Source organism: Candidatus Poriferisocius sp. (assembly GCF_965219815.1).
Lineage (GTDB): Bacteria > Actinomycetota > Acidimicrobiia > Acidimicrobiales > Bin134 > Poriferisocius.
Genome location: NZ_OZ244791.1, coordinates 2,848,121 through 2,870,755, shown reverse-complemented (window position 1 = coordinate 2,870,755; position 22,635 = coordinate 2,848,121). Strand labels below are relative to the sequence as shown.

At 65.0% G+C, this 22,635-nt stretch carries 17 protein-coding genes; 12 read left to right on the top strand and 5 right to left on the bottom strand.

Annotated elements, in window-relative coordinates; translation table 11 throughout:
* Positions 1 to 25: 25 nt before the first annotated feature.
* Together ACOQPI_RS13775 and ACOQPI_RS13770 are read right to left on the bottom strand one after the other, a co-directional pair.
* Positions 26 to 814 (bottom strand): alpha/beta fold hydrolase, encoded by a 789-nt coding sequence (locus ACOQPI_RS13775; RefSeq protein WP_420620194.1) that lies wholly within the window; start codon positions 812 to 814, stop codon positions 26 to 28.
* Between the two features lie 40 nt (positions 815 to 854).
* Complete coding sequence (locus ACOQPI_RS13770) at positions 855 to 2,951, bottom strand: sodium-translocating pyrophosphatase (RefSeq protein WP_420620193.1); 2,097 nt, start codon at positions 2,949 to 2,951, stop codon at positions 855 to 857.
* A 110-nt stretch (positions 2,952 to 3,061) separates the two neighbouring features.
* Between ACOQPI_RS13770 and ACOQPI_RS13765 the strand changes: the two genes are divergently transcribed.
* The 4 genes from ACOQPI_RS13765 (at position 3,062) to ACOQPI_RS13750 (ending at position 8,067) form a co-directional block, all read left to right on the top strand.
* Positions 3,062 to 3,667: a 5-formyltetrahydrofolate cyclo-ligase gene (locus ACOQPI_RS13765; protein ID WP_420620192.1), complete on the top strand. Its 606-nt coding sequence runs from the start codon at positions 3,062 to 3,064 to the stop codon at positions 3,665 to 3,667.
* Between the two features lie 66 nt (positions 3,668 to 3,733).
* Entirely contained in the window at positions 3,734 to 5,077 is a 1,344-nt protein-coding gene (gene trkA / locus ACOQPI_RS13760) for a Trk system potassium transporter TrkA (protein ID WP_420620191.1), read from the top strand.
* Between the two features lie 66 nt (positions 5,078 to 5,143).
* Complete coding sequence (locus tag ACOQPI_RS13755; RefSeq protein ID WP_420620190.1) at positions 5,144 to 6,448, top strand: TrkH family potassium uptake protein; 1,305 nt, start codon at positions 5,144 to 5,146, stop codon at positions 6,446 to 6,448.
* Between the two features lie 38 nt (positions 6,449 to 6,486).
* Positions 6,487 to 8,067 (top strand): TrkH family potassium uptake protein, encoded by a 1,581-nt coding sequence (locus ACOQPI_RS13750; protein WP_420620189.1) that lies wholly within the window; start codon positions 6,487 to 6,489, stop codon positions 8,065 to 8,067.
* Here the strand turns inward: ACOQPI_RS13750 and ACOQPI_RS13745 are convergent.
* Positions 8,051 to 9,304: a M18 family aminopeptidase gene (locus ACOQPI_RS13745; protein WP_420621045.1), complete on the bottom strand. Its 1,254-nt coding sequence runs from the start codon at positions 9,302 to 9,304 to the stop codon at positions 8,051 to 8,053. The two genes, ACOQPI_RS13750 and ACOQPI_RS13745, sit on opposite strands and share 17 nt — an antisense overlap.
* A 202-nt stretch (positions 9,305 to 9,506) precedes the next feature.
* Here ACOQPI_RS13745 and gltB point away from each other — a divergent pair, with 202 nt between their 5' ends.
* The gene (gene gltB / locus ACOQPI_RS13740; protein ID WP_420621044.1) at positions 9,507 to 14,099 is read left to right on the top strand and encodes a glutamate synthase large subunit; all 4,593 of its coding nucleotides are present in this window, start codon (positions 9,507 to 9,509) and stop codon (positions 14,097 to 14,099) included.
* Positions 14,092 to 15,552 carry a glutamate synthase subunit beta gene (locus ACOQPI_RS13735; protein ID WP_420620188.1) on the top strand — a complete coding sequence of 487 codons (1,461 nt, stop codon included), beginning with the start codon at positions 14,092 to 14,094 and terminating at the stop codon, positions 15,550 to 15,552. Before gltB ends, ACOQPI_RS13735 begins: the two co-directional genes overlap by 8 nt.
* Before the next feature lie 8 nt (positions 15,553 to 15,560).
* On the opposite strand, the gene ACOQPI_RS13730 is transcribed toward ACOQPI_RS13735, so the two are convergent.
* Positions 15,561 to 16,244 carry an alpha/beta fold hydrolase gene (locus tag ACOQPI_RS13730; RefSeq protein WP_420620187.1) on the bottom strand — a complete coding sequence of 228 codons (684 nt, stop codon included), beginning with the start codon at positions 16,242 to 16,244 and terminating at the stop codon, positions 15,561 to 15,563.
* 509 nt (positions 16,245 to 16,753) lie between these two features.
* Complete coding sequence (locus tag ACOQPI_RS13725) at positions 16,754 to 17,509, bottom strand: glycerophosphodiester phosphodiesterase (protein WP_420620186.1); 756 nt, start codon at positions 17,507 to 17,509, stop codon at positions 16,754 to 16,756.
* Positions 17,510 to 17,546: 37 nt separating this feature from the next.
* Here ACOQPI_RS13725 and ACOQPI_RS13720 point away from each other — a divergent pair, with 37 nt between their 5' ends.
* The 6 genes from ACOQPI_RS13720 (at position 17,547) to ACOQPI_RS13695 (ending at position 22,597) form a co-directional block, all read left to right on the top strand.
* Complete coding sequence (locus ACOQPI_RS13720; protein ID WP_420620185.1) at positions 17,547 to 18,332, top strand: SirB1 family protein; 786 nt, start codon at positions 17,547 to 17,549, stop codon at positions 18,330 to 18,332.
* Positions 18,333 to 18,395: 63 nt separating this feature from the next.
* Positions 18,396 to 19,814, top strand: a complete 1,419-nt coding sequence (gene pyk / locus ACOQPI_RS13715) for a pyruvate kinase (protein ID WP_420620184.1) — start codon at positions 18,396 to 18,398, stop codon at positions 19,812 to 19,814.
* Between the two features lie 19 nt (positions 19,815 to 19,833).
* On the top strand, positions 19,834 to 20,280 hold the full coding sequence (locus ACOQPI_RS13710) for a DUF3151 family protein (RefSeq protein ID WP_420620183.1): 447 nt from the start codon (positions 19,834 to 19,836) through the stop codon (positions 20,278 to 20,280).
* Between the two features lies 1 nt (position 20,281).
* Positions 20,282 to 20,845 carry a flavin reductase family protein gene (locus ACOQPI_RS13705; protein ID WP_420620182.1) on the top strand — a complete coding sequence of 188 codons (564 nt, stop codon included), beginning with the start codon at positions 20,282 to 20,284 and terminating at the stop codon, positions 20,843 to 20,845.
* A gap of 26 nt (positions 20,846 to 20,871) precedes the next feature.
* Positions 20,872 to 21,414, top strand: coding sequence for a molybdenum cofactor guanylyltransferase (gene mobA / locus ACOQPI_RS13700; protein ID WP_420620181.1), 543 nt, complete (start codon positions 20,872 to 20,874; stop codon positions 21,412 to 21,414).
* Positions 21,415 to 21,442: 28 nt separating this feature from the next.
* Positions 21,443 to 22,597, top strand: coding sequence for a ribonuclease D (locus ACOQPI_RS13695; protein ID WP_420620180.1), 1,155 nt, complete (start codon positions 21,443 to 21,445; stop codon positions 22,595 to 22,597).
* Positions 22,598 to 22,635: the final 38 nt, after the last annotated feature.

The following is a 22,635-nucleotide window of genomic DNA, read 5'->3' as shown; positions in this document are numbered from 1 at the left end:
AACACGGTAGAGCGAAACCGGCTGCTCAGTCTTCGGTAAGGAATTCCAGAATGGTTGGGTAGGCGGTGGGGTCTTGCATCATGAAGATGTGGCCGCCGTCGAAGGTGGCCAGGCGGGCGTTGGGGATTTGGTCGCGCAGGAGTTCGCTGTTGCGGATGGGGGCGATCCCGTCGTGGATACCGGCGCACACCAGGGTGGGCACGTCGACCTCGCCGAGACGGTCAACCACATCGTGGCCTCTGCGGGCTTCAAGCTGGCCGAGCGCGCCGGGGGTTTCGAGCGGCAGGGCGGGGCCGTCGGGGCGCGCATTGGCCACGAACACTTCTACGCCGGGGGGAAGAGGACCGCCCCGCTCATAGCGGGTGTCCATGATCTCCAACGCCACCTCGCCCCGCTCGTCGGGATCGAGGTCGGCCAGGGTGTGCAAGGGCCAGGAGCTGTAGTCGGGGCCGCCGGGGGAGGTGCAGTTGAGCACCAGCTTGCTGATCCGCCCCGGATGAAGCACGGCCATGTTCATACCCACCATCCCGCCGAAACTGGTGCCCACAACGGGGACTGAATCCCACCCCAAGAAGTCCAAGAAGGCGATGGCGTCGGCGGCGTAGTCGGCCATGGTCCAGGGCAACGGCGGCGTGGAGGTTTGGCCGAGGCCCCGCTGGTCGTAGTGGGCCACGGAGAAAGACGCGTTGAGTGGGTTCAGTTCGGGGGCGGTCATGCGCAGGTCGCCCCCGCTGCCGCTGATGTTGAGCAGGGGCGGCCCCGAGCCGTGCAGCTCGAAGTAGAGGTCGAGATCCCGGACCTTGGCTATCGGCATCGGGTCATGTTGCCATGTTCGAGACCGCTACGGGGCCGGATCAGACGAACGCTGAGGCGAAGACCAGCGATACGATGGTCATCACCTTGATGAGGATGTTCATCGACGGCCCTGAGGTGTCCTTGAACGGATCGCCCACGGTGTCGCCCACCACGGCGGCCTTGTGGGGTTCGGAGCCCTTGCCGCCGTGGGCGCCGGCCTCGATGTACTTCTTGGCGTTGTCCCAGGCCCCGCCAGCGTTGGCCATGAAGATGGCCAGAGCGAAGCCGGTCACCAGGGCACCGGCCAAAAAGCCGCCCAGGGTGTCCACGTCGATGAACCCCAGGATTAGTGGTACGGCCACTGCCAAGGCGCCGGGCAGCAGCATCTCTCGCAGCGATGCCTGCGTGGAGATGGCCACGCACCTAGACGAGTCGGGGTTGACTCCCTCAGCGCCTTCCCGCAGACCGGGAATCTCTCGGAACTGGCGGCGCACCTCCTCGATCATCTTGTTGGCCGCCCGCCCTACGGCATCGATGGTGAGAGCGGCGAACAAGAACGGCAGCATTGCTCCCAGGAAGAGTCCGATGAACACATCAACTTGGCCCACGTCCAGCGAGAGCGTGAAACCGGGATCCTCGAGTTGGAGCGCGACTTCGAAGGTTTTGAACAGAGCCAAGGCGGTCAGCGCGGCCGAGCCCACCGCGAATCCCTTGGCGATGGCGGCGGTGGTGTTGCCCAGCGAGTCCAAGGCGTCGGTCACCTCGCGCACCTCGGGGTCGAGCTCGGACATCTCGGCGATGCCCCCGGCGTTGTCAGCGATGGGACCGTAGGCGTCCACCGACACCACCACGCCGGTGGTGGCCAGCATTCCGATGGCGGCCACGGCGATCCCGTAGATGCCCGCGCCAGTGGTGTCGCCCAGCGTTTGCTGGCCACCCCAGTAGGCCACCAGCACGCCAGCGGCGATGAGGATCACCGAGGCGGCTACCGACACCATGCCCGCACTGATCCCCGACAGCACTGTGGTGGCCGGCCCGGTCTCGGACTGCTGGGCAATCTTGCGGACCGGTGGGTAATGGTCGCTCGTCCAGATCTCGGCCACCTTGCCGATGGCCCAGCCCACCAACAGGCCGCCGATCACCGAGATGGGCAGGCCCCACCAGCCGTCGAAGTCGTCACCGGAGAAGAACCAAAGTCCAACCAGGATGGTGCCGATGACGGTGAGGCCCATGGCCACGTTGGTGCCCATGTGGAGTTGGCGGGACAGGCTCTTCACGTCGGCTTGGGTGCTGCCCCTCACGGCGAACGAGCCCACGATGGCGGCCAGCATCCCGACAAAGGCCACGGCCAAGGGGAACATGAGCTGGGCTAGGCCGATATCACTGCCCGTGGCTTCGCTTCCGGCCACGGCGAAAGAGAACGCGGTCAGAGCGATAGGAGCGATGATCGACCCGCTGTAGCTCTCGAACAGGTCAGCGCCCATGCCAGCCACGTCGCCCACGTTGTCGCCCACGTTGTCGGCGATGGTGGCCGGGTTGCGGGGATCGTCCTCGGGAATGCCGGCCTCCACCTTGCCCACCAGATCGGCGCCGACATCGGCGGCTTTGGTGTAGATGCCCCCACCCACGCGGGAGAACAGGGCGATGGAGCTGGCCCCGAGCCCGAAGGCGGTGAAGATCTCGAACGGGTCGTCGACCGACAGCCATTCCACGAACAGCAAGTAGGTGAAAGCCAGGCCCAGAAGGCTCAGTCCAGCGACCGAAAAGCCCATGACCGCGCCGCCCCGGAAAGCCAGCGGCAACGCCTTGGCCGGTCCCTCTGTGGCCGCTTGAGTGGTTCGGGCGTTGGCCATGGTGGCCACTGTCATGCCCACGTACCCAGCCCCCGCCGAGAGTACCGCGCCCAGGATGTAGCTGATGAACGTGAGCTCCACGCCGGTGAGCAAGGGGATGAGGATCGCCATGATGACCACGAAGCCGGCCACCCAGGTGTACTCCTGCTTGAGGAAGGCCCGAGCCCCGGACTGGATCTCGTTCATGAGATGGACCATGCGGTCGTTGCCCGGCGGGGCCGATTTCACCAGCCTGTAGAAGAGGAAAGCGAGTGCGAGCGCAAGAATCGCGCTCAATCCGGCAAGGTACGGTACGGCGTCCACGTTGACCCCCTGTTTGAGATAACTAGGCGAAGTTAGCCAGCGAGAATATGACCTGCCAAGGTTGCCATTTGGGATAACCAATTTCGGGTCATTAGCGATAATCTGGAACCGTGGTCAGCCTCAGCCGGTTGCGGACCGAAGCCCGGGAGGCCCGGCGCTCGTTTTCTGATCCCGAGGGTGCGGCGCGAGCAGTATGCAACGCGGTTACTTCCCTTGGCTGGCTGGACGGCGTGGGTCGGGTGTCAGCCACGGTGGCCGACGACGGCGAGATCGATCCGGCCCCACTGGTGACCGCTTGCCGTCTGCGGGACATCGAGGTGTATTTCCCGGTGATGCGCGATCCCGCTCCCATCCAGTTCGCCCCCGCCGGGCCGGACACTTCATTCGTGCTCAACCGGTTTGGGATTCCCGAGCCCGATGTCGACCTCCAACTCTTGGTGTCGGCCCGGGAGCTTGATGTGGTGTTCGCCCCTGTGGTGGTGTTCGACGCCGCTGGCCATAGGGCAGGTCGGGGCCAGGGTTACTACGACCGGGCGCTGTCCTTTTTGCTCAACGGGCCCCGCCCAGCCAAGCCGCTGGTAGTGGGGCTGGCCTATGAGTGCCAGCTCGTGGATGGGGTGCCGTCCCACCCCGGCGATGTGACCATGGATGCGGTGGTCACCGAAGAGCGGGTGCGGGTGTTCAGCAAAGCGCTGTCGCGCCGGGCCCGCCGGTGATCGGCGTGCGAGCCCAGAACCGGGGGAGTGCTCGCACCCCCGTGGATTTTCAGTAAGGATGTAGCAGTGCGCATCGTGGTCGTGGGCGCTGGCGAGGTGGGTTCCCACGTCGCTCAGATTTTGAGCGAAGAGGGCAACACCGTGTCGGTCGTGGAGGTGAACGCCAAGAAGCTGCACAGCCTGGCTGAAGACCTGGACGTGTTGGCGGTGGAGGGGAGCGGCACCCATCCTCACGTTCTCGTCGAGGCGGGCATCAACAAGGCCGACCTGCTGGTGGCGGTCACCGCCCACGACGAGGTGAACCTGGTGGCCTGCTTGCTGGCCAAGCAGCACGGCGTGGAACGCACCATCGCCCGCATCCAGGCCCGCAACCTGCGGGAGAAGGACGCCCGGGAGCTGCGGGAGGCGATGCAGGCCGACACCATCATCGACCCCGACGAGGAGACCGCCCACGAGATCATGGACCTCCTGTCATATCCGGGGGCCACCGACGTCACGGTGATGGCCGATGGGGAGGTTGTGGTGGTGGGGGCGAAGCTCACCGCCGACGCACCCTGGGCTAACCGGCGATTGGTCGATATTGCCGAAGAGTATGAGCCCGACTGGGACTTCCTTGTGGCCGTGCTCACCCGTGAGGGCAAGACCCAGATTCCCCGGGCCGATACCACACTTGAGCCCGGTGATCTTCTGCGGGTGGTGTGTAAGCGGCGGGCCCGATCGACGCTGTTGCCGCTCTTGGGTCTGGCGCCGGGCACCCATCGCCGGGTGATGCTGCTCGGCGGGGGCCGGACGGCCGAGATATTGGCCCGGCGACTGAGTGAGCGCCATGCCGAGGTGGTGCTCATCGAGCGGAATCTGGAGCGGGCCCAGACGCTGAGTGAGGAACTAGATGCAGTGCTGGTGATCCACGGCGATATCACCGACGCCGAGTTGCTGGAATCCGAGGATGTCGGCAAGTTCGACGCAGTGATCGCTCTCACCGGCAAAGACGACGCCAACATCCTGGCCTGTCTGTATGCCGAGTCGATGGGAGCGAGCGGGACCATCGCCGTGTTGCACAACTTGGCGCTGCGCACGCTGCTTCGGGATGTGGGCATCGACGTGGCGTTGTCGCCCCGCACGGCCAGCGCTAACGGAGTGCTCCGCTATGTGCGGGGCGAGGTGGCCCAAGTGGCCACCTACCTGTCGGGTGACTTCGAGGTCATCGAGGTTGAGATCAAGGCGGGGTCGAAGGCCGATGGGGCCGTGGTGAGAGAGCTGGGTCTGCCCAAGGACGTGCTCGTTGGCGCCTATGTGCGAGACGGCAAGGCACAGATCGGCCGGGGTCGCAGCCAGCTCCGCAGCCGCGACCACATTGTGGTTTTCGCCCGGCCTGACACGGTTGACGAAGTCAAGCGCTTCTTCGGGTGATAGGACATGATCCTGCCCGGCCGGACACCGTGGACGAAGTGAAGCGCTTCTTCGGGTGAGCCTGGAATGAGCGACCCGTCTCGGGTTCGCTTCCCCTGGCACCGGTCCGCAGTCAGGGTGCTGACCACCGTCGTAGCCACGGCCGCTTCCCTTGTTGTGATCTCCACCGTGGTATACCTGGCCTCGGGAGAGATAAGTGGGGTGGACGACGCCATCTTCGAGTCGGTGGCTGGCTTTACCACTACCTCTCTCACCGTGGTGGACCCCGAGGCGCTGCCCACCTGGCTGCTCACATGGCGGGCCTTGACCCAGTGGCTGGGCGGCTTGGGCGGCCTGATGCTCGCCTTAGTGGTGGTGCCGGCCTTCGGGGGACAGCGGCGGCTGAGTGAGGTGGCCGAGGGCCGAGGGCGACGGGCAGTGCTGGCGAGGACGTGGTCGCACAACACCCAACGGGTGGTCTTGACCTATATGGGCCTCACGATCCTGGTGTTTGCGTCCTACTACGCGGCGGGTATGGGCGTGTTCGACGCCGCCACTTTCGGGCTCACCACCGCATCCACCGGAGGATTCGCCAACTACCGAGACTCATTCGCCCACTTCGACTCAGCAGCAATCGAGTGGGTGGGCGCCGGAGCCATGGCCCTTGCCGGCGTGTCGGTGGCCGCGTTGGTATGGATGGTGCGGGGGAAAGTGCAGGCCTTGTGGCGATCGACCGAGCTCAAGCTCTACGCCTGCCTGATTATTGGGTCGACGGTGCTGGTGGCGGCATGGACGTGGACCGATACCGGCGGGGGTGCCGACACCATCCGAGAGTCGTTTTTTGTCGTCACCTCGTCGATCAGCACAACTGGTTTCCGAGTCGCAGATTGGGGCTATTGGGTGGCCGCGCCCCAAATTCTGCTGCTCTTGCTTATCGGGGTGGGCTCGATGGCGGGCTCGGCCGGGGGCGGTTTCCGGGTGCTACGGGTAATCGAGATTTTGGGCATCGTACGGCGGGAGCTGGTGGTGCAACTCCATCCTCGGGCGGTGGTGCCGGTGAGGGTGTCGGGAGCGGTGGCTTCGGAGGCCTCGCTCACCCGGGTTCACAACTTCCAGATTCTGTGGGTGCTGGCCGCCGCCTCGGGGGTGTTCGGCATCGCCTCGTTGGGGGGAGACTTGCCGACCGCGGTGTCGGGGTCGATCTCCGCACTGGCTACCGCCGGACCTGGCTTGGGCGATCTCTCGGGTTTTGCCGATGCCACGGTGCTGGCCGCCCCGGCTCGAGGGGTGTTGATTGCCCTGATGTTCTTGGGCCGGCTGTCGATCTATCCGGTGGTGGTGGTGATCGGCTGGGGTATAGGCGAGGTCCAGCGGATGCGACTGAGACGATGAGGCCAGGGCGATGAGGCTGGAGACATGAGGCTGGCGCCATGACCACGGTATTGACGGCTGCCCGTAAGGGGAGGGCCGCGGTGAAATGGGCCGTGTCCCAACTGCTGGTGGACCGACCCTGGAATGTGACCAGCAGAGTGGGGTTCGTGGTCGGGCTGGGGCTCCTGTTCATGGTGCCGGGGATGCTGTTGGCCACCCTGGTGGAGTGGGGGTCGTCGGTATCGAACGATGAGATTGCCCTGGGAATGGGAGCGCTGGTCACGCTTGTTGGAGGGGGGCTGTTGGTGGCCTTCACTCGGCTCGACGAGGACATGCCCCCGGCCTCGGTCTTCGCGGCGGTGGCATGGACGTGGATCGGCTTGTCGCTATTCGCCGCGCTGCCGCTGTGGTTTTCTGGCGACCTGGGGAGCTTCGACACTGCCCTGTTCGAGGCGGTGTCGGGCGTTACCGCCACCGGCTCCACCGTGCTCAGCCCCATAGAGGGGACGGGCCGAGGCGTGCTCATGTGGCGCCAGATCATGCAGTGGTACGGCGGCATGGGCATGGTGGTGCTGGCGGTGACCATTCTGCCGTTCCTGGGGGTTGGAGGGCTCAGCCTCATAACTGCGGAGGCTCCCGGTCCCACGTCCGACCGGCTGGCGCCTCGGGTGAGTTCCACCGCTCGGAGGTTGTGGGCACTATACGGCGGCATCACCCTTGCAATAGCGGCCGCCCTGATGATCGCCGGATTGAGCCTCTACGACGCAGTGGCCCATGCCTTCACCAGCGCAGGTACCGGGGGCTTCTCGCCTTATGACGACTCCATCGGCCACTTCGACAGCATCGCGGTGGAAGCGGTGATGATTGTTGGGATGTTGGTGGGAGGGGTGAGCTTCACCCTTCACTGGCGGGCGGTGTCAGGCAACCCGGGGGTTTACGGAAGGTCTTCTGAGTTTCGCACCTATCTCCTTGTGATATTCGCGGTCGCTTTGTTCGCGTCCCTGCTGAACTGGCTGAACGACTTGTCTGATCTGGCCAACAGTCTCCGCAACGGGATCTTCGGCGCGGTGACCCTGGGCACCAGCGGCGGTTTCGGCAACGCCTCCAGTGCCAATCCGGGCGGCGATTTCGCGGCATGGACGCCGGGGGCACAGGCATTGCTGCTGCCCCTCATGGTGATGGGGGGCATGACCGGGAGCACCGCCGGGGGGTTGAAAGTGTTGCGGGCCCAAGTGATGGCGAAATACATGCGGGTCGGGCTGCTGCGAGTGAAGCATCCCAGGGTGGTGGCACGGGTGAAGCTTGGCCAAATGGTGGTGTCGGAGCCGATACTCCAGCGGGTGGCGGGGCTGGTGGCCCTCTACGCGTTGTCAGCGCTTGTGGCCACTTTGGTGCTGGCCGCGTTGGGTCAAGACCTGATCACTTCCTCGTCTGCGGCCATAAGCGCGTTGAGCAATATGGGACCCGCTCTGGGCGACGCCGGGCCCACCTCCAACTACTTGGTGTTCTCCCGTCCAGCCCGGGCGGTGCTGATGTCGATGATGCTCATCGGCCGCCTGGAGTTCTTCGCCATCTTCTTGGTGGTGGTGTCGGCCTACGAGCGGACCCGTCGGCTGACCCGAGTCAACCTGCGACGTTGAGAAATGCGCTGAGGGCCAGCGCGAAGTCCACAGGATCCTGGGCACCGCACATTTCCCTGGCCGAGTGCATCGAAAGCTGGGCGACGCCGACATCGATGGTGGTCACCCCGGTAGTAGAGGCCGCGAACGGCCCGATCGTGCTACCGCAGGGCATGTCGCCGCGGTGGACGTAGAGTTGGTGGCCCACTCCGGCCTTCTCGCACGCCTCGGCGAATGCGGCCTCGCCCACCGCGTCGGTGGCGTAGCGCTGGTTGGCGTTGCGCTTGATCACCGGTCCATCGCCCATGGCTATGTGATGGTCGGGCTCATGGCGCTCGGGATAGTTGGGATGGGTGGCGTGGGCCCCATCAGCCGACGCACACAGCGACTGGGCCAGCGCGGGATGCAGCGCGCCGCGGCTGCCGACAATTCGCTCCAGCACGGTGGGCAGCAGGGTGGACGCGGCCCCCTGTGCTGAGGCGCTGCCGACCTCTTCGTGGTCGAAAAGGCACAGCACTGCGCTGGGAGGCGAGTCGGCTGGAGCGTCGATCAGGGCCTGGAGACCGGCCCAGCACGACACCTGGTTGTCGATGCGAGGGGCATAGATGAACTCGCCGTCGATGCCGCCGATCACCGATGGAGTGAGGTCGTGGAGCATCGCATCCCAGGCCAGCACCTCATCGGCATCGACACCGGCCGCCTCGGCCGCCGTCAAGGCGAATTCGCCGGGGGTGCGCAGCCCCAGCCCCCATACGGGGACGATGTGGGTCTGGGGATTGAGCAGCAGCCCCTTTTGGTTGACCTCCCGGTCGAGGTGGATGGCGAGTTGGGGCACTCGGAGCACGGGCCGATCGATACAGAACAGCCGTGTGCCCGTTGGAGTGGCTACTCGACCGGCCACCCCAAGATCGCGATCCAGCCAGCTGTTGAGCAACGCGCCCCCGTACACTTCCACGCCGAGTTGCCGATAACCGGCCTGACCGGTGTCGGGCTGGGCAGTGATGCGCAAGTTAGGGCTGTCGGTGTGGGCGCCGATGATTCGAAAGCCTGCATCGCTGGTCTGGTGCCGCCACGCCACCAGGCTGCCGCCCCGGCGCACGTAGCGGCTGCCGACGGCGTCAGGCCATTCGTCGGCTTCGTCCATTTCGGTGAACCCTGAAGCCCTCAGGACATCGGCCGCTCGATCGACCACGTGGAAAGGCGTCGGACAGGCGTCGATGAAGTCGAGCAAGCCGTCAATGCCGCGGTTTTCGTTCACTCCAGCCACTCCAGCCTCATCATCAACAGACGATTCCACCCTGTAATCATGCCTCCTGGGAGTCTCCCGAGCAGAACAGACTTGGTAGGGGACCGGGTTGCGGCGGTAAAATTACAGCCCTGCCGCTGGCCAATGTCGTCTCGGCGCGCACCGCAAACACGCTGGAAAGGACGCAATGAGGAACTGGCCGCAGCCTCCCGGTCTGCCACACCCCCAGGGGCTTTACGACCCCCGAAACGAGCACGACGGCTGCGGGGTGGGCTTTCTGGTGGACCTTAAGGGCCGGCCGCGACACGAGATTGTGTCGGTGGGCTACGGGGCGCTGTGCAACCTCCAGCACCGGGGGGCGCTGGGCGCGGAAGTGAACACCGGCGACGGCGCGGGATTGCTGATCCAGGTGCCCGACAACTTCTACCGCCAGGTGTGCGACTTCGATCTGCCGCCGGCGGGACACTACGCCACCGGCATCGGTTTCCTCCCCGACACCCCCGAGGCCGCGACCCATGCCCGAGCGGCCATGGACGCCATCGCTGTCGACGAGGGGCTGACTCCCCTGGGATGGCGGGAGGTGCCCACCTGTCCCGACGACCTGGGGGCGCAGGCGCTGGCCACCATGCCCTCGTTCTGGCAGCCGTTCTACTCTGGCGACGGGCTCGATGCCGATGCCCTCTTGCGGCAGGCCTACATCGTGCGCACCCGCATTCGCAACGAGGTCGCCTATGAGACCGATGACCAGGCCGATACTGGGGCACTGGGGTCGAAGACCCGCAAGCTGACCTATGGCTACTTTGCCAGCCTCTCCAACCGAACCATCGTCTACAAGGGCATGCTCACCACCCCTCAGCTCGGAGAGTTCTACTCCGATCTGAGCGACACCCGGGTGACCAGTGCCCTGGCCATGATCCATTCCCGGTTCTCCACCAACACTTTCCCGTCCTGGCCGCTGGCCCACCCTTACCGCTTCATCTCCCACAACGGCGAGATCAACACCGTGCAGGGCAACCGCAACTGGATGCGGACCCGTGAGGCGCTGTTGAGCTCACCCCACCTCCCTGGCGACCTGGAGCGGCTGTTCCCGGTGTGCGCCGAGGGGGTGAGCGACACCGCCAGCTTCGACCAGGTACTGGAGCTGTTGTACATGGGCGGCTACTCGCTGCCTCAGGCGGTGCTCATGATGATCCCCGAGCCGTGGGAGAACCATGAGTCGATGGCGCCAGAGCTGCGGGCCTTCTACCGCTACTACGCCTCGCTGATGGAGCCGTGGGACGGGCCCGCCGACATCGTGTTCAGCGACGGCACGCTGATCGGCGCGGTGCTCGACCGCAACGGCCTGCGTCCTTCCCGTTATTGGGTAACCGACGACGACCTGGTGATCATGGCGTCGGAGGTCGGGGTGATGGACGTGGACCCGGCGGCGATCGTGGAGAAGGGCCGCTTGCAGCCCGGCCGCATGTTCTTGATCGACACCTCTGAGGGCCGCATCGTGCGGGACACGGAGATCAAAGAGCGGTTGGCCTCGGCCCACCCCTATGGGCAGTGGCTGGCCGACAACCAAGTGGATCTCGACGATCTGGTCGACCGCCCGCTGCCCGAGCCCGATGACACTCCGCTGGTGGTTCGCCAACAGATGTTCGGCTACACCCATGAAGAGCTCAAGATCCTGCTAGCCCCCATGGCCCGCGACGGCAAAGAGGCGCTGGGGTCGATGGGCACTGATACCCCGGTGGCTGTTCTCTCCAACCGGTCTCGTTTGCTGTACGACTACTTCCAGCAGTTGTTCGCCCAGGTGACCAACCCACCGCTGGACGCCATCCGGGAGGAGATCATAACCGCCACCTGTGGATGGCTCGGCCCCGAGGGGAACCTGCTCGATCCCCAGCCCGAATCATGCCGCCAGATCTTCACCCCCCACCCGGTGATCACCGACCAGCAGTTGGCCAACCTGGTGGAGGTGGACGGACCCGGAGGCCATAGCCACTGGTCCACTGAGGTCGTTCCTTGCCTGTATGCGGCGGACGACGGTGGGCCGGGGCTGCGGATCGCCATCCAGCGCATCCGGGAGCAGGTGAGCCGAGCCATTGATGCGGGCAAGAGTATCATCGTGCTGTCCGACCGGGGGGCCAGTCTCGATTCGGCCCCGATCCCCTCATTGCTGGCCACCGCGGCGGTACATCACCACCTCATTCGGGAGAAGACCAGGACCCGGGTGGGCTTGGTGGTGGAAACCGGCGACGCCCGCGAGGTACACCACATCTGCTTGCTGCTGGCGTACGGGGCTACCGCGGTCAACCCCTATTTGGCATTCGAGACTATCGACCAGATGATCGACGAGGGTCTGTGCGGCTTCTTGCCCGACGACGACAAGGCGCTGGCCCATCGCAACTACATCAAGGCTTGCGACAAGGGTGTGCTGAAGGTTATGTCCAAGATGGGCATCTCCACGGTGAAGTCGTATGTGGGGGCCCAGATCTTCGAGGCCATCGGCCTTGGGCACCCCATCATCCAGGAGTGCTTCACTGGCACGGTCAGCCGCCTAGGCGGCATCGGCTTCCCCCAGCTTGCCGAGGAGGTGCGGCTTCGCCACCGCATCGCCTACCCGGAGAACCCCGATGAACGGGCCCACCGCACCCTGGAAGGAGGAGGGGAGTACCAGTGGCGCCGGGAGGGCGAGTACCACCTGTTCAACCCCGAGACGGTGTTCAAGCTCCAGCACGCCACCCGAGAAGGCCGCTACGACATCTTCAAGCAGTACACCGAGAAAGTAGACACCCAGTCGGAGCGCCTGGCCACCCTGCGAGGGCTGTTCCGATTCCGAACTGGGCGGCGAGAGCCGATTCCCATCGAGGAAGTGGAGCCCATCTCCAGCATCGTCACCCGGTTCTCCACCGGGGCCATGTCATACGGATCGATTTCCGCCGAGGCCCACGAGACTCTGGCCATCGCCATGAACCGCATCGGCGGCAAGTCGAACACCGGCGAAGGGGGCGAGGATCCCACCCGCTATGTGCCCGACCCCAACGGCGATCTGCGCCGCTCGGCCATCAAGCAGGCCGCGTCGGGGCGGTTCGGGGTGACCAGCGAATACCTGGTGAACAGCGACGACATCCAGATCAAGATGGCTCAGGGGGCCAAGCCGGGCGAGGGCGGCCAGCTTCCGGGCCACAAGGTGTGGCCCTGGATCGCCGAGGTCCGCTACTCCACCCCCGGCGTGGGGCTGATCTCGCCGCCCCCGCATCACGACATCTATTCGATCGAGGATCTAGCCCAACTCATCCACGACCTGAAGAACGCCAACCCTGAAGCCCGCATCCACGTGAAGCTGGTGTCGGAACTGGGAGTGGGCACGGTGGCCGCGGGGGTGTCCAAAGCCCACGCCGATGTGGTGCTCATCTCGGGTCACGACGGGGGCACCGGAGCCTCGCCGTTGACCTCCATCAAGCACGCTGGCACCCCGTGGGAGCTGGGGTTGGCGGAGACCCAGCAGACACTGTTGCTGAACCGGCTGCGGGACCGGATCGTGGTGCAGACCGACGGCCAGCTCAAGACCGGCCGAGATGTGATGATCGCGGCGCTGCTAGGGGCCGAGGAATTCGGGTTCGCCACCGCGCCCTTGGTGGTTGCGGGGTGTGTGATGATGCGGGTCTGCCATCTGGACACCTGTCCGGTGGGGGTGGCCACCCAGGATCCGGAGCTGCGCAAGAAGTTCACCGGCGAACCGGAGTTCGTCATCAACTTCATGGAGTACATCGCCGAGGAGGTGCGCGAGCTATTGGCCATGCTGGGGTTCCGCACCCTGGCGGAAGCTATCGGGCGGGTGGAGTGCTTGGACGTGAGCGACGCGGTGGACCACTGGAAGGCGTCGGGGCTCGACCTGTCGCCCATCCTGTATGCCCCTGACATCGATTCTGAGGCCGACCGGCACTGCACGCAGCCTCAGGACCACGGCCTCGATCGCGCCCTCGACCAGCAGCTCATATTGATGGCCGAGTCCGCTTTGGAAGACGGCCTCCCGGTGGAGATTGACCTTCCCATCGGCAACGTGAACCGGACAGTGGGCACCATGCTCGGCCATCAGGTGACGTCCAAATGGGGAGCGGACGGCTTGCCCGACGACACCATCCGCATCAACTTCTCCGGGTCGGCCGGCAATAGCTTCGGAGCGTTTCTGCCCCGAGGCATCACCATGAAGCTGACCGGCGATGCCAACGACTATGTGGGCAAGGGCCTGTCGGGCGGGCGCATCATCGTGACCACCTATCCGCAGGCCCGGTTCGTTGCCGAGGAAAACGTGATTGCAGGCAACGTGATCGGCTACGGCGCCACCAGCGGCGAACTCTTCCTGCGAGGGCTGGTGGGAGAGCGATTCTGCGTTCGCAACTCCGGTGCCGTCGCGGTGGTGGAGGGTGTGGGGGACCACGGCTGCGAGTACATGACCGGCGGCCGGGCCGTGGTGCTCGGTCCCACGGGCAGGAACTTCGGTGCCGGCATGTCGGGCGGAATCGCTTATGTACACGACCCTGACGGGGTGTTTCCCGCCAAGGTGAACCCAGAGATGGTGGACTTGGAGACGCCCGACGACGGTGACCGGGAGTGGCTGCGGGACCGCATCAGCCAGCACATGTTGAACACCGACTCGGCCGTGGCCGAGCGGATATTGGCCAACTGGGCCACCGAGGCTGACCGCTTCGTGAAGGTGATGCCCAAGGATTACAAGCGGGTGCTCGCCGCGCTGGCCGAGGCCGAGCGGACCGGCACCGACGCCGAAGCAGCCATCATGGCGGCCGCCCATGGGTGACATCCGGGGGTTCATCAAGCATGGTCGGGAGCTGCCCGTTCGCCGAGCGGTACCGGTGCGCATCAAAGACTGGAACGAGGTCTACCGGGACTTCGATGCCGAGTCGGTGCGCACTCAGGCCTCGCGCTGCATGGACTGCGGGATTCCGTTCTGCAACAACGGATGTCCTCTGGGCAACCTGATCCCCGACTGGAACGACCTCGTCTATAGGGACCACTGGCGGGAGGCCATCGAACGGCTTCACGCCACCAATAATTTCCCCGAGTTCACCGGGCGGCTCTGCCCGGCGCCGTGCGAAGCCGCGTGCGTGCTGGGGATCAACGAAGACCCGGTGACGATCAAGCAGGTCGAGGTGGAGATCGTGGACCGAGCTTGGGAGGAGGGGTGGATCACCCCGGTGGTGTGCGACGACCGTACTGGCCGCTCGGTCGCGGTGGTGGGGTCGGGGCCGGCAGGGTTGGCCGCGGCCCAGCAGCTCACTCGGGCGGGCCACGATGTGGTGGTGTTCGAACGGGCCGACCGCATAGGCGGGCTGTTGCGCTACGGCATTCCCGAATTCAAGATGGAGAAGCGCCATCTCGACCTCCGGCTGGCCCAGATGGAGGCCGAGGGAACGGTTTTCAAAACAGAGGTGAACGTAGGAGTAGACATCGGCGCGGCCGAGTTGACCGAGCAGTACGACGCGGTGGTACTGGCCGGCGGGGCCACCCAGTGGCGCGATTTGCCCATTCCGGGTCGGGAACTCGAGGGCATCTATCAGGCCATGGAATACCTGCCCCCCGCCAACCGAGTGCAGGAGGGTGATCTGGAAGAGCACCCGTTCTCAGCCGAGGGCAAGCACGTGATCATCATCGGCGGAGGTGACACCGGCGCCGACTGCCTGGGGACCGCCCACCGCCACGGGGCAGCCTCCATCCACCAGTTCGAGATCCTGCCCCGCCCGCCCGACGAGCGGGACGACTCCACCCCGTGGCCCACCTGGCCGCTCATGTACCGGTCGTCGTCGGCTCACGAGGAGGGCGGCACCCAGATCTATGCCATCAACACCGTGGAGTTCACCGGATCGGGCGGCAAAGTGGAGGCATTGCACACGGTGGATGTAGAGCAGTCGTTCGAGGGCGGGCGGATGAGCTTCAATCCCATCGAGGGCACCGAGCGGGCGTTTCGGGCCGATCTGGTGCTATTGGCCCTTGGTTTCGTCGGCCCCGAGACCGGCGGTCTGCTTGACGACCTCGGGGTGGGGCTCACCGGCCGGGGCAACGTGGTTCGCGACGACAACTGGATGAGCACCGTTCCCGGCGTGTTCGTGGCCGGCGACATCGGCCGAGGCCAGAGCCTCATCGTGTGGGCCATCGCCGAGGGTCGGGCCGCTGCCGCGGCAGTCGACGAATACCTAACCGGCGACACCCTCCTTCCCACGCCCTTAGTTCCAACCGCCCAACAGCTCCGCTAGCCCCTCCTCTAGAAGGGGCGGGCGTCGAGGAAATCGAGGGCGGCGTCTATGAAGTCGAATGACTTGGGGGTGGCGAAGTGGTCGACGCCCCGGAGGACGACGAGGCGGGCGTTGGGGAGGGCTTCGACCAACTGGTCGGCGGGGTAGGCGAAGTCCTTATCGCCCACAACCACAAGGGTGGGCACGGCGACATCGGCCAGGCAATCGGTGTCGAAGGCGGTGCGGCTGGCCAACAGGGCGGCCAGTGCCTCCCGGTCGGCTTCGGGATCGTCGGCCAAGGTGGAGAAGTGGAGGGCTTCGGGGTTTTCGGGGTCGGGTTCGCCGGTGACGGCGTGAAGGATCATGCGACTGTGGTCCTCGTCCCGCTCGAAGAGGTTCTTGCCCACCCCGGAAACCACCAGTCGGTGGAACCGCTCCGGGGTCTTGGACGCGATGGACAGCAGGGTGTAGGCCCCCAGCGAAAATCCGATGGCGTCGATGGGTGCCTCCGGAAAGTGGTCAATCACATGCTGTTCGAAATCGGCATAACCCTCGGGATGGTGGGGTTTGGGGGCGGTGCCATGGCCCATCAAGTCCACCCCGATCACCTCTCGGCCCGCATCGGCCAGAAGGTCGAGCCAGGCATTGTCTCCCCAAGTCCTGCGGGCCGATCCGGCCAGTCCGTGCAGCAGTGCTACTGCGGGTCCGCTCACGGCGCTCACCCTACTTAGGCCCACTGCCTGAGTAGCGAAGCGCCAGGGAAAACCAGGAGGCCCCGAGTCCCGGTGGGCAGGTTCTGAGACTCGTCAGAAAAGAAGGAGGCCCCGAGTAGCCTCCCGGTCGAAACCGGTCGACTTCTCGGGGCCGTCCCATTCGGTCCCGGAGCCTCAGCGGGCTTGCGCCCCCGGTTCCCCGGTTCCTACCTCCCAGACCCTCGCGGCACCTGGCCGCCTTCCCGGTCCTTGGCTTTCGGTGGTGCCACCGACTTCCTCGGCCCGTTCCAGTGACCCTGCGGACTCTTGTGAACCTTCGCCCTTTCGGGCGCTTGCTCTCTCGAGTCACCCCGCTTGTCTCTGGTAGGTGGGCATACCATAGCGCGGAAAAAACCCAGGTCAAGCGGAAAAACGAAATCCACAGGGTTTTCCACTGCTGTGAGTAGAAATCCCCAAGAAACCTGGATTTAACCACAGGCATAAGCCCGATTTGGAGCTTGAATCGACCCTCAGGACCACATCCCGCGCGCCACAAGAACGTCGCGCAACACGGTGGGCCGGTCGGTCATGATGCCGTCCACCCCCATGTCGAGGAGTCGGTGCATCTCGTCGGGATCGTCGATGGTCCACACGTGCACTGCAAGTTCTTGGGCGTGGGCAGCGTCCACGAATCGCTGGTGGATTAGCGGAACACCCTTGGCGCTTGGAGGAACCTGGGCGCACGCGCCGGCCTTGACCTTTACTGGCAAACCAGCCGATGCAGCCTGGAGTTGGCCGACCTCCTTGGGACTCAGTCCGGTACACAAGCGGGATCCTCCCAACCGCCGGGCGAGGGCCAGTCGGCGGCCGGAAAACGAGCCGACGCAGACACGGTCGACGGCTTTGGCGCGTTGGAGGGCGCCGATCAGCGGCGCGGTGGCTTGGTCGTGTTTGGGGTCGACCGCGATACGGAGGTCGGGCCAGGCTTCCAAGAGTTCCTCGAAGCAAGGAATAGCGTGTCCACCGCCAACTCGTACCGTTTTCAGATCCCGCCAATTCAGGTCGGCGATGGCCTCGGGCCGTCCGCTGAGGCGCTGCAACCCCTCGTCATGGAACGCCACCAGCACTTCGTCGCGGGTGGCGTGTACGTCGGTCTCGACATATCGGTAGCCGAGGTCGATGGCGGCGGCGAACGCGGCCATGGTGTTCTCCGGCCCCTCCGCGGCGCCCCCCCTGTGGGCGATGGGAATCGGGCCGTCATGGTCCAAGAACGGCCAAGCACTCACCAGCGAAAGAGTAGTAGTCGGAGTAGATTCACTATTCGTGGCTTGGGATCCCGCGGAGAAGTTCAGGCAACTGCTCCAAGACGAGGAGTTCGCGCTCCATGAGGGCGCGCTGTGCATTGCCGCTCACGGCTGCCCTGGGATGGATCTCCAAGCCGAACTCGACCGGCTCCACGCACTGGTCGATCGCTGCGACCGCTCTAGCCGAGACGGAATGCTGCATTCACTGTTCAGCGAACTGGGATTTCACGGCAACCGGGCGGACTACTACGACCCGCGGAACTCTTTCCTGAATGAGGTCATACACCGGCGCACCGGCATTCCCATCAGCCTTGCCGTACTCACGATCGCCATTGGACAGCTCTCCGGCAATGACTTTGACGGCATCGGGCTGCCAGGGCATTTCCTGATCCGGGATCGTAACGAGACCGACGTGTTCATCGACGTGTATGCCGGGGGAGCGCTGCTCGACGCCCAAGGTTGCGAGCAGCTTTTCCACCAGATCACCGGGGGTGACAAGGGCTTCCACCCCGCTTATCTGGCACCGGTGGACCACTCATCGATCATGGAGAGAATGCTGGGGAACCTTCGGGCGATCTACGCCCAGAACAAGGACTACGCCAATCTGGAGTGGGTGCTGGAGTTGCGGACGATGTGTCCATCGGTTCCAGCCGGCGAGGCAAGACAACTCGGCATGATCAACATGGAGCGGGGCCGATTCGACCAGGCCGCCCGCCGGTTCGAGCAGTTGGCCCAAGTTGCCGAGGACGATGATGAGGACCAGCTTCAACGACTGGCCACCCTGGCTCGTGCCCGCATGAATTGATGGAAGAGGCCGGCTTCCTATAGACCGCGAATTCAGCCCGACTGGGCGGTAGCGTTAAATCTCGTGCCCCGCCGAACCAAGATCATCGCCACTATTGGCCCGGCATCGGAATCGCCCGAGATGCTGCGGGCCATGGTGGACGCGGGGATGGACGTGGCTCGCATCGGGCTGGCTCATGGAACGCTGGACGAGGCCCTCGGTCGGATGCGCCTCGTGCGCCAGGTGGCCCAGGAGGCGGGTCGGCGGGTGGGGGTGCTGGTGGACTTGCCCGGCCCCAAGGTGCGAACGGCGAGTTTTGGCCAAGAAGGCGTGGAGCTGCGGGCCGACACCGAAGTGGAGATCAGGGTGGGCGACACCCAGAGCACCGCTTCCGTGGTGGAAGTGGAATATGAAGATCTCCTCAACGACATCGCCGTTGGCGACCAAATAGCGCTGGGCGACGGACAAGTGCGGCTGCAAGTGGCCGACGTGTCAGCAGACAAGGCCACCGGCGTGATCCTTCACGGTGATGTGATCCACGGGCGGCCCGGCTTTCGGATCCCCTCCGACCGGCTCAGTATGCCCACGCCGACGCCTGAGGACTTGCAGTGCCTGGACGCGTTCGTAAGTGAAGCAGTGGACATGGTGGCTGTTTCGTTCGTGCGGTCGGGAGACGACATACGCCGGGTGAAGGTGGAACCCCATCCGGACGGCCCGCTGGTGATCGCCAAGATCGAGACCCAGGCGGCCGTTCAGAACCTGGACGACATCATCGAGGCGTCGGCAGGCATCATGGTGGCCCGCGGCGACCTCGGAACTGAATGCCTGTTGGAGGAGACTCCTCACCTTCAGAAGCGAATCATTCGAGACTGCATCGCCGGGGGCTTGCCCGTGATCACCGCCACCCAGATGCTGGACTCCATGGTCCAGGCATCCACCCCGACAAGGGCCGAGGTGTCGGATGTGGCCAACGCGGTTTTCGACGGCACCAGCGCAGTGATGCTCTCGGCCGAGACCGCAATCGGGGCCCACCCGGCGGCCACGGTGGCCACCATGGCCCGAATCGCCGAGCGGGCCGACGAGGAGTTCGACTACGTCCGCTGGGGGGAGAACATCCGCCGCCTGCGCATGACCGATGCCGACGCCCCCACCTCAGTCACCGACGCCATGACCGGTGCCGCCGCCACCGCGGCCAACGAGCTGAACCTGGCCGCCATCGTATGCATCTCGGCATCGGGGTTCACTGTGCGGTCGATGGCCCGGTTCCGCCCTCAGGCAGCCATCTTGGGGTTCAGTACTTCCGAGCGCACCGTTCAGCAGCTCACTCTGAGCTGGGGAGTCACCCCCATGCTGGCCTGCGAGCCCGGCACCTACGAGGCTCGAGTGGCCGAGGCATTGAGCCTGGCCAAAGAAGCCGGGCATGTTGTCCCTGGGGATGTAGTTGCCGTTCTAGCCGGCATGGAGGAAGCCACCGACGTGCTGCGCTTGGTGCGCATCCACTGACCGTAGAAGAATTCGGCCGATGACTGATGCGCCGGTGAATCTGACCCGCTCAGGGCCACCCGAAACCGTTCTGGATCCTGAGCCCGCCGAAGCGCTGCTCGCGCTGGCCGAGGCGATGGGTGCGGACGAGGCCCAAAGAAGGGAAGCCGTGGCCGAAGTGGTTGCCCGGTTTCCCCGTTTCCTGGACGGCTGGGCTCGGCTGGGATTGCTGGCCCGGGACCAGGCCGAGGCGTATGCCGCCTTCCGGGTGGGATATCACCGGGGACTGGACCGGTTGCGCCAGAATGGCTGGCGAGGATCGGGCTATGTGCGCTGGGCCCACGAGGTGAACCGGGGCTTCCTGCGGGCCTTGGCCGGATTGCAGGCCACCGCGGCGGCGATCGGGGAGACCGATGAGGAGGAGCGCTGCCTTCTCTTCTTGCACCAACTCGACCCGTCGTGGCCTCCAGCGGACTGGAGGGCTTGACGTGGCAGCGCCAGGTGGCAGCGGACCCATCGGCCCCTACCCCGATCATGTAGGGGACGATCCTGAGGCTCAAGATGCCTACGACCGACTCCGCAGAAGGGTGCTGTGGAGCTTGCCCTATGGGTTGTACGTAGTGGGGTCGCGGGCCGGGGAGAAGCGCAACGGCATGACCCTCAACTGGGCCACTCAGTTGGCCTTCGAGCCCAAGCTGGTGGGCATTGGCGTGGAGCATCCCGCCTATACCCACGAGCTCATTTCCGAGGGCGGAGTGTTCAGCCTCTGCACGATCGCCAGAGAAGACCGGGCGATCGTGCGCAAGTTCACCAAGCCGGTGGAAGTCGATTTGGCGGCCATGACCCTCAACGGCTTCGGCTTCCACGACGGGGTTACCGGCGCGCCCATCTTGGACTGCGCTCCCGCCTATGTCGACTGTGAGGTGCGCGACGCAGTGGTCACTGGCGCCCACACTCTGTTCATTGGCGAAGTGGTCGACTGCGGCTTCCAGCACGACGAAGACACCCCCGTTCTGCGGATGGAAGACACCCGCATGAACTACGGAGGCTAGAAATCGAGTCCGGCTTCACCGGTGCAGTGCTGGCGGGAGGACAGAGCCGACGGATGGGCGCGGATAAGGCGTTTATCCCGGTGGGGGGCAGAAGACTGATCGATTGCGCTTTGGAGGCACTGGCCGATGCATCGCAGCGATTTGTCGTCGGCGGCGACGATCCCCGTCTAGAGGATGCTGCGGCCTTAGCCGATGCCCGGCACATCTCCGACCGTTGGCCCGGCGAGGGTCCTCTTGGGGCTGTGGCCACCGCGCTGGAATTGGCCGATCATCCGGTAACGGTGGTTTTGCCCTGTGATCTCCCTGCTATCAGCCCTGAGGATGTGGCGGTGCTGGTGCGGGCAGTTCGCGAGTCTTCGGCCGCCGCTCCCTCAGCGGCCGTATTCAGCGACCAACGGCGCCACTATCTTCCCCTCGCCATCGATACCAAAGCCGCAGCACTGGCCGAGCGCCTGTTCGAATCCGGCCAGCGCGCGGTTGCCTCGCTGCTCGATGAATTGGCTGTTGTCGACGTTCCCGCGCCACCATCGGCGGTGGCAGATGTCGACACACCCGAAGACCTCGGCTGAGCCCACCCAGCCCGTTAGCCTCGACAGAGTGGAAGCCGTAGTCACCTCTCGGCGCAAGTTGGCCGCGGTGGTGGCTGATGCATCGACCGCAGATGCCTATGCCTTGGATACCGAATTCCACCGGGAGCGCACTTATTACCCCCGACTCGCACTGGTCCAGATCGCCTGGCACGATCAGCTGGCCATCATCGATCCGTTGGCCGTTCCAATCAACCCGCTGGCCAAGCTGTTGGACGGTGAGGGGCTTGCCGTGCTCCATGCCGCGGAGCAGGACTTGGAGGTCCTCTACCACGAGTGCGGGACGCGGCCTCAAAGGATTTTCGACACTCAGATAGGGGCCGGGTTCATCGGCTACAGCTCGCCTTCGCTGGCCACACTCCACGATCGCCTGCTGGGGGTGGAATTGGCCAAGGAAGCTCGTCTGTCCGACTGGTTTCAGCGGCCACTGCCCGATCGCATGCTGGCCTATGCCGCAGCCGATGTGGAGCGCCTGCTGGAGATCAGCGACATCTTGCAGAAAGAACTGCATGCCCGAGACCGTCTGGAATGGGCTGAGGAAGAGTGTGCGCTCTTGTTGAAACGGGCCGACGCAGGCCGGTCTCCTGAAACCGCATGGCACCGGATCAAAGAGGTCCGTCGCATGGAGGGTCGACAAAGGGGGATAGCCCAAGCAGTGGCCCGATGGCGGGAAGAGTATGCCGCCCGTTTGAATAAGCCCGTTCGCCATGTGCTGTCGGATCTGGGTGTTGCGGCTGTGGCTCAGCGCATGCCCAAGTCACTCGCCCAGTTGCGGGAGATACGGGGTGTCGAGCCTCGCAACCTACGTAAGGGCGCCGACAAGGATTTGTTGGCCTTCCTCGACGGGCTCAAAGACGCTGAATTGGCGGTCGAGCCGGCCAGCAAGTCGCCCAGGTTGGATCCAGCGCTCAAGCCGGCGGTCAGCCTCATCACGTCGTGGGCTGCCCAGCACGCCGCCGACGCCGATATCGATCCAGCCCTAGTAGCCACTCGCAGCGATATCGAGGCTCTGTTGCGGGGCGATCCAGATTGTCGAGCTCTCAAGGGGTGGCGAGCCGACATCATCGCGGCACCAGTCCAGCGATTGTTGAGCGGGACCGCGGCAGTAGCCTTCGACAGCCAAGGCAGGCTCACGCTTGAGGAGCGCTCAGGGCGACCGATTTAGGAAACACATGAATGAGGAGCGCTCTTTGAAACCGATTT

What these genes read in the sequence shown, in the direction of transcription:
- ACOQPI_RS13755 (WP_420620190.1), top strand. Translation starts at nt 5,144, where the DNA reads ATGAGCGACCCGTCTCGGGTTCGCTTCCCCTGGCACCGGTCCGCAGTC.
- ACOQPI_RS13735 (WP_420620188.1), top strand. Translation starts at nt 14,092, where the DNA reads ATGGGTGACATCCGGGGGTTCATCAAGCATGGTCGGGAGCTGCCCGTT.
- ACOQPI_RS13750 (WP_420620189.1), top strand. Translation starts at nt 6,487, where the DNA reads ATGACCACGGTATTGACGGCTGCCCGTAAGGGGAGGGCCGCGGTGAAA.
- ACOQPI_RS13775 (WP_420620194.1), bottom strand. Translation starts at nt 814, where the DNA reads ATGCCGATAGCCAAGGTCCGGGATCTCGACCTCTACTTCGAGCTGCAC.
- ACOQPI_RS13710 (WP_420620183.1), top strand. Translation starts at nt 19,834, where the DNA reads ATGACTGATGCGCCGGTGAATCTGACCCGCTCAGGGCCACCCGAAACC.